The sequence below is a fragment of the Streptomyces sp. NPDC005303 genome, from assembly GCF_040607335.1.
Taxonomy (GTDB): Bacteria; Actinomycetota; Actinomycetes; order Streptomycetales; family Streptomycetaceae; genus Streptomyces.
Genome location: NZ_JBEXGM010000004.1, coordinates 186,647 through 199,145 on the forward strand (window position 1 = coordinate 186,647; position 12,499 = coordinate 199,145).

The window sequence follows — 12,499 nt, forward strand, 5'->3', positions numbered from 1 at the left end:
ACCCAGGAGACACGAGCATGCAGGAGTTACGCGAGACCGCAGGCCCCCGGACCGTGGCCGTCGTAGGCGCAGGACCGAGCGGCCTGGCGGTCGCCCGGGAACTGGAACATGCCGGGCACCGGGTGACCGTTCTGGAGGAGCGGGACACGGTGGCAGGGAAGTGCCAGAGCGTGCACGTCGACGGGCACGCCTACGACCTCGGTGGCCACATCTGCACCAACAGATACGAGCGCCTCGCGCAGTTGCTGACCGAGCTGGACGTGGAGACGGAGCGCACCAGCCGTTACCGCGTCCTGGATTCCGCGGGACGTGCCGTCCGCCAGCCGATGGCGTTCCTGCGCGACGGCGGGATCCAGCGCTACCGGGCCCTGCGGGAGCGGGAGTTCCCCCGCATCGGCGAACCCGGGCTCGCCCACTCAGCGCGGGCGCTCGCCGCTCCCGTCGCCGACTGGCTCGCCGTGCACGGACTGCGGTCCATGGCCGAGTCCTTCGGCACCGGGTACACGGCGGCCGGGTACGGCCATCTCGACGACGACATACCGGCGCTGTACTTCGTCAAGTACGCGGAGATGACCGGGCTGTTGGACCCCGGGCCCGAACTCCTCGGCCATCCGGGCGACTTCACGGTCGTGGGCGGGTTCGCCACGTTGTGGCGCCGGGTCGCGGAGGAGCTGAAGGACGTGCGGTGCGGGGTGCGCGTGACGTCGGTGGAGCGTCGCGAGGACGGGGTACGACTGCACACCGACTCGGGCCCGGTCGAGGCGGACGACGTGGTGCTCGCCGTCGCACCGGACCGGATTCTGCCGGTCCTGGACGCCACCGACGAGGAGCGCGACCTGGCCGCGCGGATCCGCAGCAACGCCTACCACACCACCCTCGCCGCCGCGTCCGGCCTCCCGGAGGACGCCTTCTACTTCCTCGCCGCCCACACCGCGAGCCGCGAGACGGCCGGCCACTGTGTCTCCTACCACCACCGCTACCCGGGCAGCGAGGTGCGGACCTTCTACTCCTACGGCCGCCCCGGCGACGTCACCGCATTGCTCCAGGAGGACGTCACGGCCCTCGGCGGGCGCCTCGCCGAGGTGCATCTCCGGCGTGAGTGGGCGTTCATGCCGCACTTCGGCAGCGCCGACCTCCGGGACGGCGCACTGGAGCGACTCGACGCGCTGCAAGGCCATGACCGCACCTACTACGTCGGCGGGCTGCCCGCGTTCGAGCTCGTCGAGTGCGCCGTGGCCCATGCCCAGGACCTCGCGCGCCGCCACTTCCCACCCGTGCGGATCGGTGAGCCGGCGACCGGGTCGTAGTGCGGACGGTCTCGCGGCCGGTGCAATGCTGCCCCTACGTCCCGCGCAGTGCTGCGAGCTCGCGTCGGGTGTTCGACTCCTTCTCGGTCTGACCCAGTTGGGCGAACACATCGGCGAGGCAGTCCAGCGCCGCCGGCAACGCGCTCGCGCCGTGCGGTTTCCGTGCCTCGGCCACCGCTTCCACGGCACAGGCGTGAGCCTCGGCCGGGTCGCCGACGGCACTGTGACAGCGGGCGAGGTCGACCAGGAGCCGAACCCGCAGCGGCAGCATGATCGCGGGCACGGACCAGGAGATCGCGCCCCGCGCGGCCTCCCTGGCCTCGGGGCCCACGCCGAGCGCGTCCTCGTAGCGCCCCGACGCCCGCAGTCCGCCGACGAGTTCGGCAAGGACCCGGGGCCGCACCAGCCCCACTCGCACCGACTGCCGGAACGACAGGGTGGCGAGGAGCGCGGCGCACTCCTCGTACACGGCCACGGACTCCTGCCGGCGACCGGCCGCGGCGAGCACCAGCCCGTACAGCCGCAACGCGCCGGGCAGGGTGCCGAACAGCCGCTCCCGGCGCCCGGGGGCGGGGTGGGCGCGGTACAGCTCCACGGACTCCCGGGCCGCCTCCACGGCCTCCTCGACCCGGCCGGCCTCCACGAGGGCCCCCGCCCGCTGATGGATGACGAACGCGGTCAGCGGCGGCGACAGTCGGGCGTCCGGCAGGGCCAGGGCCGCGTCCGCGGCAGCGAACGCCTCCTCCGCGCGGTGGTCGAGCAGGAGGGCGTAGGCCCGCAGCGCCTGGGCCCGGCTGAGCCCGTCGGTCCGGCCGGGCAGCGAGCCGTACACGGCGACCGCCTCTTCGGCCCAGGCGAGCCGTCGGGCGGCCGACGGTATCCACAGCAGGACCCAGCTGGGCATGACGCAGTGCAGCAGGGCCGCCCCGAGCAGGGGTCCGCCCTTCTCCGGCGACAGCCTGGCCGCCGCACGCGGCACCGGCAGCAGTATCCGTACGAGTCCCATGCGCACCCCCTCGCCGCCCCGCCGAGGACAGCCGCGCCATGGTCGCACAGGGCGGCACGCCGACGCCGCGATTCACCGAGCAGGTAGCGAGCTCGGGGGAACTTCGCCGAACTCCCCCCGCACAGCACGGAGTCAGCCGTACAGGGCAGGTCGCTCCACGAGTTCCACCGGTACCCGGCCCCCCTCCTTCAGCGACCGTACGCCCGCCTCGCACACCGCGGCGGCCGCGTAGCCGTCCCACACACTGGGGCCGGTGACCTCGCCGCGGCGGGTGGCGTCGACCCATGCCTGGACCTCGCGGTCGTAGGCGTCGGCGAAGCGTTCGACGAAGTCCTGGGCGATGGTGCCGCCCCAACGTCCGGCCATGTTGGTGACCATGGCGTGGCCGTCTCCGATGCGGGCGGTGCCGCGTTCGCAGACCGCCTCGGCCTGGACCTGGTAGCCGAAGCCGCAGTTGACGAAGATCTCCACGTCGCAGAGGGCACCGCCGTCGGTCTCGAAGACGACGAACTGGGGGTCCTGGAGGTCGTCGGGAGCGTTCGCGGACGGGGCCGGGCGCAGCACCGTGACCCCTGTGATCTCGTGTCCGAGAAGCCAGCGGGTCACGTCGGCCTCATGGGCCACGGAGTCGCTGATCAGCATGGAGCTGGTGAAGAAGGGCGGGCTCGCGGCGTTGCGGTGCCGGTTGTGCAGCATGAGCGGCCGCCCCAACTGGCCTGTGCCCAGCAGGGACTTCAGCTTCATGTACTCGGCGTCGTAGCGTCGCATGAAGCCCACCTGGACACGCCGGTGGCCCAGTCTCCGCTCGGCTTCCACGACCCGCAGGGCGGAGGCCGCGTCGGGGGTGAGCGGTTTCTCGCACAGCACCGGCAGGTCGTGCTCGAAGGCCTGGAGCAGTGCCGCCTCGTGGGCGGGGCCCGGTGAGGCGATCAGCACGGCGTCGACATCGGCCGCGGCCATCGCGGAGGCCGGGTCGGTGTAGGCGGTGCAGCCGTCGACACGGGCGGCGATCTGCTTGGCGCGTTCCGCGTCGAGGTCCACGACGGCGCTCACCCGGGCCCCGCTGACGACCTCGTGGATACGGCGGACGTGGTCGGCGCCCATCTTGCCGGTGCCGATGACGGCGACGCCCAGGGTGGCTCGCTGGGGCATGGTCATCCCTTCAGGCGCCGCAGGACCTCAGGAACTTGCGGGTGCGCACCGCGATCGGCAGCGGCTTGTCCGGCTCGCAGGGGTACATGTCCTGCTCGACGATGGCGAACAGCTCGACGCCGAGTTTCTGCGCGGCCACCAGCACCGGCTCCAACTCCGGTACTCCGGACGGTGGTTCGCACATCACCCCGCGCTGCACGGCCGGGCCGAACGGCACCTCGTTCGTCACGACGTCCGCGAGGATCTCCGGGTCGACCTGCTTGAGGTGCAGATAGCCGATGCGCTCGCCGTACGTCTCGATGAGCTTGACGCTGTCGCCGCCGCAGTAGGCGTAATGGCCCGTGTCCAGGCACAGGTTGACGAGTTCGGAGTCCGTCGAGTCCAGGAAGTGCTCGACGTGGTCCTCGGTGTCGAGGTGGGTGTCGGCGTGCGGGTGGACGACGAGGTCGAGCCCGTACACCTCCTTCACCTCGTGGCCTAGCCGTTCCATGCCCTTGGTGAGGTGGGCCCACTGCTCGTGGGTCAGCTCCGGCGGCTCCAGGATCTCGGCGGTCTTGTCGTCACGCCAGAAGGACGGGATGACGACCAGGTGCCGCGCGCCCATCGCCTGGGTGAGCGCGGCGACCTGGCTGACGTGCTCCCAGGTCGACTCCCAGACCGAGGGGCCGCGGTGCAGCCCGGTGAAGACCGTCCCCGCCGAGACCTTGAGGTCGCGCCGCGCGATCTCGTCGGTGAGGCGGGCCGGGTCGGTCGGGAGATAGCCGTACGGTCCCAGCTCGATCCAGGAGTAGCCCGCCTCGGCGACCTCGTCCAGGAAGCGTTCCCACGGCACCTGGGCCGGGTCGTCGGGGAACCAGACGCCCCAGGAGTCCGGGGCCGAACCGACGCGGATACGGTCGAGTGAGGCCGTCATCTCAGGACTTCCCCTCGCCGGTGGTGGCCGCGGTGAGGTCGTCCTCCTCGGGGAGGGCTTCGGTGTCGACGCCGCGGACCTGGGACAACTCGTGTTTGAGGGCGGCGAGTTCGGCGCCGCCGGCCATGTGGTTGGTGAGTTCTTCCAGGGTGATCTGATCGCGGGCCGCGGACAGTTCCATGGTGCCCAGGCGCAGCACGCTGAAGTGGTCGCCGACCATGTACGCGTGGTGCGGGTTGTGGGTGATGAAGATGACCCCGAGACCCCGGTCCCGGGCGGCGGCCACGTACTTGAGGACCACGCCGGACTGCTTGACGCCCAGAGCGGCGGTGGGCTCGTCCAGGATCAGGACGCGGGCGCCGAAGTAGACGGCGCGGGCGATGGCCACGCACTGACGCTGGCCGCCGGAGAGGGTGCCGATGGGCTGTTCGAGGTCGTCCAGGACGATGCCCATCTCGCGCAACTCGTGGTCGGCGGTCTTCTTCATCCTCTCGATGTCCAGGCGCCGGATCGGCCAGGGGCCCTTGGTCATCTCGGAGCCGAGGAAGAAGTTGCGCCACACCGGCATCAGCGGGACCACGGCCAGGTCCTGGTAGACGGTGGCGATGCCCTTGTCGAGCGCCTCACGCGGGGTGGTGAAGCGGACCGCGGTGCCGTCCACGAGGAACTCGCCCTCGGTGTGCTGGTGCAGGCCGGAGATGATTTTGATCAGGGTGGACTTGCCGGCGCCGTTGTCGCCGAGCACGCAGGTGACCTGGCTGGGGCGCACCTGGAGGCTCACCCCGTGCAGGGCGCGGATGTTGCCGTAGGACTTGCCGGCGCCGCGCAGTTCCACGATCACCCCGTCCGCGGCGGCGGGTTCGGGGGTGTCGGCGAGGATCGCGCCGTGCGTGCCTGATTGTTCAGTGCTCATGAGTGGGATTACCTCCGGGTCGCTGTGCGGCTGACCCACAGATTGATCATGACGGCGCCCAGCAGCATCACGCCGAGGAAGGCCTTGAACCAGTCCGGGTTCCAGTTGGCGTAGACGATGCCCTGCTGGACCATGCCGAACATGAACGCCCCGAACACCGGCCCGATCGCCGAGCCGGCACCGCCGGTCAGCAGACAGCCGCCGATCACCGCGGCGGAGATGTAGATGAGTTCCTGGCCGACGCCCTCGCCGGACTGCACGGTGTTGAAGGAGAACAGGTTGTGCATGCCGACGAACCAGGCGGCGAAGCCGACCAGCATGAACAGACTGATCTTGGTGAAGTTGACCGGGACACCCACCGCGCGGGCGGAGTCCTTGTTGCCGCCCACGGCGAAGATCCAGTTGCCGTACTTGGTGCGCAGCAGCACCCAGGTCGCCAGCGCGGCGAAGACGAGCCAGTAGACGATGGTGATCTTGATCTGGACGCCGGCCACTTCGAAGGAGCTCGCGAAGACCTTCTTGGCCTGGTCGAAGCCGTCCATGTTCGAGATGTCGTCAGTGGCGACGTTCCCGGTGACCAGCTTGGTCACCGCCAGGTTCACGCCCTGCAGGATCAGGAACGTGCCCAGTGTGATCAGGAAGCTGGGCAGACCGGTCTTGACGACCAGCCAGCCGTTGAGGAACCCGATCGCCAGGGACACCAGCAGGGCGACGAAGATGCCCGCCCACACGTTCAGCGTCAGCTGGAAGGCGAACATCGACGCGGTCAGCGCCGAGGTGATCACCGCGACACCCGCCGACAGGTCGAACTCCCCGCCGATCATCAGCAGGGCGACCGGCAGCGCCATGATCCCGATCGTGGACGACTGGTAGAGGATGTTCGCCATCGAACTGCCCTCGCGCACCGGCGGAGCAGCGATCAGGAAGAACACCCACACCGCCACGGCACCCAGGAACACACCCACATCGGGGCGCGCCAACAGCCGTAGGGCAAGCGGCCGTTCCGTGGTCCGGCCGTCCTTGACGTTGCTGGGGCCGGGGGCCGGCGGTGTGGTCACCGCCGGCTCGGCGTGCTGGGTCATACCCATCACCTGGTGCCCTTCGCGGCGAACGCGGCCACCGCGTCGACGTTGGACTTGTCGACGAAGGCCGGGCCGGTCAGCACCGGCTGCTCGCCACCGCCCATGTAGTTGCCGTTGTTCTTGTAGAGCCACAGCGAGTCGATGGCGAGGTAGCCCTGGAGGTAGGGCTGCTGGTCGACGGCGAACTCGATGGTGCCCTTGCTGATGGCGCCCGTCAGGTCCTTGTTGAGGTCGAACGTGGCGATCTTGGCCTTGCTGCCCGCGTCGGACGCCGACTGCACCGCGGTCAGCGCGAAGGGCGCACCGAGCGTGACGACGTAGTCGATGGACTTGTCCTGGGTGAGCTTGGCGGTGATCGTCGACTTCACGGACGGCATGTCGGTGCCGTTGACGTTCAGCGTCTGCAGCTTGCCGGTGAAGGTCTTCTTCACACCGTCGCAGCGCTGGGTCAGGCCGATGTTGCCCTGCTCCTGGATGACACAGACGGCGCTCTTGGCGCCGGCCTCGTTCAGGCGCTTGCCGAGTGCCTCGCCGGCCACGGACTCGTCCTGGCCGAAGAACTCCATCAGGCCGAGCTTCTGCCAGTCGCTGACACCGGAGTTGAGGCCGACGACGGGGATGCCGGCCTTCTTCGCCTTGGCCACGACGTCCTTGAGGGCGTCCGGCTTGGCGAGGGTGATCGCGATGCCGTCGACCTTCTGGTCGATGGCGTTCTGGACCAGGTTGGCCTGGGTGGCCGCGCTCGGGTCGGCGGAGTAGACCAGCTTGACGTTGTCCTTGGCGGCGGCGGCCTGGGCGCCCTTGCGGACGATGTCCCAGAAGGTGTCGCCGGGCGACTGGTGGGTGACCAGCGCGATGGTCATCCGGGGGGTGGTGGCCTTGCCCGCGGAAGCGCCGTCCGCGCTCTCCTCGGACTTCTTGCCGCCCGAACTGCTGGAGCAGCCGGCGAGCGTCAGGGCCGCGGCCGCAGCCAGGGCCACGGCGGGAGCGAATCTCCGCGAACGGGAGAGAGAAGAGCGGTCCATCTTTCCTTGCACCTCACTGTGCGACGGGGAGAACGTCGGGAAAGGGGGCGGGATCCAGGGCCCGGGACCTCGGGAGTTCCGGGTCGAGTGCCGCGATCTCACGGCAGTTGCGTTGGGACGGAATCCAATCCCCGAGCGCGCCCGCTGTCAATACTTTGTTAAGACATCATTTCACAAGCAGGTCCGAATGTAAGTACAAACTATTGACAGCGTCGCCCTTCGAGTCCTACACCTGGGGATGCAGCGGGCCCGTGGGCCCCACGTCCCCAGGTCGGATCGAGGAGCGTCGCGCATGGTCGAGCCAGTCCAGCAGTTCGACGTGATCAGTATGGGCCGTATCGGAGTTGATCTCTACCCGCAGCAGTCCGGGGTGCCGCTCGCACAGGTCCGGTCCTTCGGCAAGTCCCTCGGAGGGTCGGCCGCCAACGTCGCGGTCGCCGCGGCCCGGCTCGGCCGCTCCACCGCGGTCATCACCCGTACCGGAGCCGACCCCTTCGGGACGTATCTCCACCAGACCCTCACGGAGTTCGGCGTCGACAACCGCTGGGTGACTCCCGTGGAGGCCTACCCGACCCCGGTGACCTTCTGCGAGATCTTCCCGCCGGACGACTTCCCGCTGTACTTCTACCGCCACCCCAAGGCCCCTGACCTGGAAATACACACCGACGAGCTCGACTACTTCGCCATCCGTGCCGCCCGGATCTTCTGGATCACCGGCACCGGTCTGAGCGAGGAGCCGAGCCGCTCTGCCACACTCGCCGCCCTGAAGTGCCGTGACAAGGCGGGCACCACGGTCTTCGACCTCGACTGGCGTCCCGCCCTGTGGAACGGCCCGGCCTGCGCGGACCCCGAGGAAGCCCGCCCGTACTACGCCGAGGCCCTGCGGCACGCGACGGTGGCGGTCGGCAACCTCGACGAGTGCGAGATCGCCACCGGGTTCCGTGAGCCCCAGGCCTGTGCCGAGGCGCTGCTGGCGGCGGGCGTGGAGCTCGCCGTGGTGAAGCAGGGCCCGAAGGGCGTCCTCGCCGTGCACCGGGACGGCACCACGGCCGAGGTCCCGCCGGTCCCCGTCGAGGTGGTCAACGGCCTCGGCGCGGGCGACGCGTTCGGCGGCTCGCTGTGCCACGGGCTGCTCTCCGGCTGGGAACTGGAGAGGACCGTCCGGTACGCCAACGCGGCCGGCGCCCACGTCGCCGCCCGACTCGCCTGCTCCTCCGCGATGCCCACGCAGGCGCAGGTCGACGATCTCCTGAACGGCGTCGCACCGTGACCCACCCCGTCGCCGACAGTTTCACCAGCGACACCTTCCCTCCGCACGGCCGCGGCCCCCTTCCCGGTGGGCCGATCACCCCCCGCCTGCCCTTCCACCCCGCACCGGAGAAGTCCTGATGAGCACCACCACCCGCCTGACCGTCGCCCAAGCCCTGGTGCGGTTCCTGTCCGCGCAGTACACGGAGCGCGACGGCGTACGGCATCGGCTGATCGCCGGGACCTGGGGCATCTTCGGCCACGGCAACGTGGCGGGTGTCGGGCAGGCCCTCCTGGAGGCCGGCGAGGACGCGATGCCCTTCCACCAGGGCCGCAACGAGCAGGCCATGGTCCACGCGGCCGTGGGCCACGCGCGCCAGCTCAACCGCCTGTCGGCCCAGGCGGTCACCACGTCGATCGGTCCGGGCGCCACGAACCTGGTCACCGGCGCGGCCCTGGCGACGATCAACCGCCTCCCGGTCCTGCTCCTGCCCGGCGACTACTTCGCCACCCGCGCCGCCGACCCCCTCCTCCAGCAGCTGGAGCACCCGACGGAGGCGGACGTGTCGGTGAACGACACCCTGCGCCCGGTCTCCCGCTGGTTCGACCGCGTCCACCGCCCCGAGGCCCTGATCCCGTCGGCCCTCCAGGCCATGCGCGTCCTGTCCGACCCGGCCGATACCGGCGCGGTCACCCTCGCCCTCCCCCAGGACGTGCAGGCGGAGGCCTTCGACTGGCCGGAGGAGTTCTTCGCCGAGCGGGTGTGGCGGGTACGGCGGCCCGCACCCGACCCCGTCGAGCTGGCGGAGGCGGTTCAGGCGATCCGGGGGGCCGCGCGCCCGCTGATCGTGGCGGGCGGCGGAGTCCACCACAGCGAGGCCGAGAACGCCCTCAAGGCGCTCGTGGACGCCACCGGCATCCCCGTCGCGTCCACCCAGGCGGGCAAGGGCTCCCTGCGCCACGACCACCCCGCCGACGTCGGCGGCATCGGCCACACCGGCACGGCGGTCGCCGACGACCTCGCGCGGACCGCGGACCTGGTCATCGGCGTCGGCACCCGCTACTCCGACTTCACCACCGCCTCCGGCACCCTCTTCCAGAACCCGGACGTGCGCTTCCTCAACCTCAACATCACGGCCTTCGACGCCCACAAGCTGGCCGCGCGGACGGTCGTGTGCGATGCGCGGGCCGGTCTGGAGGCACTCGCGTCGGCGCTGGCGGGCCACCGCGTTCAGACGGCTTACGAGGCCGAGTACGGCGTCGGCAAGGACCGCTGGGAGCAGGTGGTGGACGGGGCCTACCGCGCCGCCGACGAGAACGCCGTCCCCACCCAGACCCAGCTGCTCGGCGCGCTGGACGCGGTCGTGGGCGACGAGGACGTGGTGATCAACGCGGCGGGCTCGCTCCCCGGAGACCTGCACAAGCTGTGGCGGGCCCGCAGTCCGCGCCAGTACCACCTGGAGTACGGCTACTCCTGCATGGGCTACGAGATCCCGGCGGCGATCGGCGTCCAGCAGGCGACCCCGGACACGCCGGTGTGGGCGCTGGTCGGCGACGGCACGTATCTGATGATGCCGACGGAGCTGGTCACCGCGGTCCAGGAGGGCCTGCCGATCAACCTGGTCCTGATCCAGAACCACGGCTACGCCTCCATCGGCGGCCTGTCCGAGTCGGTGGGCGGCGAGCGCTTCGGCACGGCGTACCGCTACCGTGACCCGGTCGACGGTTCCTACACGGGTGCCCCGCTCCCGGTCGACCTGGCCGCCAACGCGGCGAGCCTCGGCATGGACGTACTGCGCGCCAAGACCGTACGTGAGCTGCGGGAGGCCCTGGCCACGGCCCGCGCCTCGGACCGCCCGACCTGCGTCTACGTGGAGACGGACACCGCGACCCCGACCGCGCTCCCGGCGGAGGCCTGGTGGGACGTGCCGGTGGCGCAGACGGCGTCGCGCGAGGCCGCCGTGGCGGCGAGGACGGAGTACGACCGTCAGGTCGCCGCCCGCCGCACCCACCTGTGACGGCCCCAGTCTCCGAGGGAGGAAGCTCCATGGCGAAGCCCGGCGACACCTCACGTGCCGCGACCACTCCCGCGCTCAACTGCCTGGCCTTCGCCCTGGACCGGGGCAGTCCGGTGCCGCTGTACTACCAGCTCGCCCGACAACTGGAGGAGGCCATCGAGCACGGCGTGCTCGCCCCGGGAAACCTCCTGGGAAACGAGATCGACCTCTCGATCCGCCTCGGCCTGTCCCGCCCGACCGTCCGCCAGGCCATCCAGACCCTGGTGGAGAAGGGTCTGCTGGTCCGCCGGCGCGGGGTGGGCACGCAGGTGGTGCACAGCCAGGTCAAGCGCCCCCTGGAACTCAGCAGCCTCTACGACGACCTGGAGGCGGCCGGTCAGGGCCCGGCCACCCGGGTCGTGCGCAACGAGACCGTGCCGGCGCCCGCCGACGTGGCGGCCGCGCTGTCCCTACCGGAGGGCAGCCCGGTCACGCTGCTGGAGCGGCTGCGCCTGACCCATGGCCAACCGGTGGCCGTCCTCTGCAACCACCTGCCCACCGACCTCCTCGACCTCGACAGCGGCCGTCTGGAGTCCACCGGCCTCTACCGCATGCTGCGCACCGCCGGCATCACCCTGCACAGCGCCCGCCAGACCATCGGCGCCCGCTCCGCCACCGCCGAGGAGGCCGCCCGCCTCGACGAACAGGAAGGTGCGGCCGTCCTGACCATGCAGCGCACGGCCTACGACGACACCGGCCGCCCGGTCGAGTACGGCAGCCACATCTACCGGGCGTCACGGTACGCGTTCGACTTCCAGCTGCTGGTCAGGCCCTGAGCAGCGGCGCACGGGCTCAGTTCACCCCGTCCAGCCGTGCCCGCTGCTCCCCCGTCAGCTCCAGGTCGACCGCCGCCAGGTTCTCCTCCAGCTGGGCCACCGACGACACCCCGGCCAACGGGATGACGGGCAGGTCGCTGCCGAGCTGCCAGGCCAGGACCACCTGGTTGACCGTCGCGCCCGTTTCCCTCGCCACCTCGGTCAGGACGCGCAGCCGGGGAGGCGTGCCCGGGTGGTCGAAGTCCGCGGGGAGGCGGTCCGGGTGGGCGTAGGCGCCCTTCAGGAGGGGTGAGTACGCGACCAGGGTGAGGGCGGGCTCCGCGCGCAGATAGCTCAGCAGGTCGGCGCCCGCGTGGCCGAGGCTGCCGTCGGGGAACAGGGGCTCCGGGACGTCGAGGCGGGGGCGCAGGTGGCTGTGGGCGTACTGGAGGACCTCGTAGCCGGGCAGGCCGGCCGCCGCCGCCAGGGCACGGGCCCGTTCCACCCGCCACACGGCGTGGTTGCTCACGCCGAGCAGGCCCACCGTGCCCTCGGCGACCAGTTCGGCGAATCCCTCCACCGTTTCCTGGAGCGGGACCTTGTGGTCCTCTATGTGCGCGTAGAGAAGGTCCAGCCTGGACACGCCCAGGCGTTCCCGGCTGCGTTCCGCGGACTCGCGGATCACCTTGGCCGACAGGCCCTCGCCGTTGTCGAAGTAGCTCGTGCCGGGGGCCAGGGGGCGGGCGCCGAGCTTCGTGGCGATGACGATCTCCTCGCCGATGCCGCGGCTGCGCCGCCACCGGCCGAGCAGTTCCTCGCTCTGGCCGCCCTGGCCGCCGTCCTCCCAGAACGCGTAGTTGTCGGACGTGTCGATGAAGTTGCCGCCGGCCTCGACATAGCGGTCGAGGACGGCGAAGGAGGTCTCCTCGTCGGTCCGTGAGCCGAACAGCATCGCGCCGAGGGCGAGGACACTGACCTCGCGGCGGGTCGCCGGGTCGGTGCCGATGGTGCGGTATCGCATGGTGATTTCCTCCCGTATGT

At 70.8% G+C, this 12,499-nt stretch carries 11 protein-coding genes; 4 read left to right on the plus strand and 7 right to left on the minus strand.

Annotation, left to right across the window (positions count from 1 at the left end):
• Positions 1–17 precede the first annotated feature (17 nt).
• Positions 18–1,307: an FAD-dependent oxidoreductase gene (locus tag ABZT93_RS08995; protein WP_356101062.1), complete on the plus strand. Its 1,290-nt coding sequence runs from the start codon at positions 18–20 to the stop codon at positions 1,305–1,307.
• A 34-nt stretch (positions 1,308–1,341) separates the two neighbouring features.
• On the opposite strand, the gene ABZT93_RS09000 is transcribed toward ABZT93_RS08995, so the two are convergent.
• From ABZT93_RS09000 to ABZT93_RS09025, 6 genes are all read right to left on the minus strand, one after another.
• Positions 1,342–2,313 carry a hypothetical protein gene (locus tag ABZT93_RS09000; protein ID WP_356101064.1) on the minus strand — a complete coding sequence of 324 codons (972 nt, stop codon included), beginning with the start codon at positions 2,311–2,313 and terminating at the stop codon, positions 1,342–1,344.
• A 132-nt stretch (positions 2,314–2,445) separates the two neighbouring features.
• Positions 2,446–3,465 (minus strand): Gfo/Idh/MocA family oxidoreductase, encoded by a 1,020-nt coding sequence (locus tag ABZT93_RS09005; RefSeq protein WP_356101066.1) that lies wholly within the window; start codon positions 3,463–3,465, stop codon positions 2,446–2,448.
• A 10-nt stretch (positions 3,466–3,475) separates the two neighbouring features.
• On the minus strand, positions 3,476–4,378 hold the full coding sequence (locus ABZT93_RS09010) for a sugar phosphate isomerase/epimerase (RefSeq protein ID WP_356101068.1): 903 nt from the start codon (positions 4,376–4,378) through the stop codon (positions 3,476–3,478).
• Position 4,379: 1 nt separating this feature from the next.
• A complete protein-coding gene (locus tag ABZT93_RS09015; protein ID WP_356101070.1) occupies positions 4,380–5,291 on the minus strand; it encodes an ATP-binding cassette domain-containing protein in 912 nt (303 codons plus the stop codon).
• A gap of 8 nt (positions 5,292–5,299) precedes the next feature.
• On the minus strand, positions 5,300–6,379 hold the full coding sequence (locus tag ABZT93_RS09020) for an ABC transporter permease (RefSeq protein WP_356101072.1): 1,080 nt from the start codon (positions 6,377–6,379) through the stop codon (positions 5,300–5,302).
• Positions 6,379–7,398 (minus strand): sugar ABC transporter substrate-binding protein, encoded by a 1,020-nt coding sequence (locus tag ABZT93_RS09025; RefSeq protein ID WP_330324225.1) that lies wholly within the window; start codon positions 7,396–7,398, stop codon positions 6,379–6,381. Before ABZT93_RS09025 ends, ABZT93_RS09020 begins: the two co-directional genes overlap by 1 nt.
• 292 nt (positions 7,399–7,690) lie before the next feature.
• Between ABZT93_RS09025 and iolC the strand changes: the two genes are divergently transcribed.
• From iolC to ABZT93_RS09040, 3 genes are all read left to right on the plus strand, one after another.
• The gene (iolC, locus tag ABZT93_RS09030; RefSeq protein WP_356101074.1) at positions 7,691–8,668 is read left to right on the plus strand and encodes a 5-dehydro-2-deoxygluconokinase; all 978 of its coding nucleotides are present in this window, start codon (positions 7,691–7,693) and stop codon (positions 8,666–8,668) included.
• A 118-nt stretch (positions 8,669–8,786) separates the two neighbouring features.
• Positions 8,787–10,664 carry a 3D-(3,5/4)-trihydroxycyclohexane-1,2-dione acylhydrolase (decyclizing) gene (gene iolD / locus ABZT93_RS09035; RefSeq protein ID WP_356101075.1) on the plus strand — a complete coding sequence of 626 codons (1,878 nt, stop codon included), beginning with the start codon at positions 8,787–8,789 and terminating at the stop codon, positions 10,662–10,664.
• A 29-nt stretch (positions 10,665–10,693) separates the two neighbouring features.
• Positions 10,694–11,479: a GntR family transcriptional regulator gene (locus tag ABZT93_RS09040; RefSeq protein ID WP_356101077.1), complete on the plus strand. Its 786-nt coding sequence runs from the start codon at positions 10,694–10,696 to the stop codon at positions 11,477–11,479.
• Between the two features lie 16 nt (positions 11,480–11,495).
• Here the strand turns inward: ABZT93_RS09040 and ABZT93_RS09045 are convergent, their stop codons facing one another.
• A complete protein-coding gene (locus ABZT93_RS09045; protein ID WP_356101079.1) occupies positions 11,496–12,479 on the minus strand; it encodes an aldo/keto reductase in 984 nt (327 codons plus the stop codon).
• Positions 12,480–12,499 lie beyond the last annotated feature (20 nt).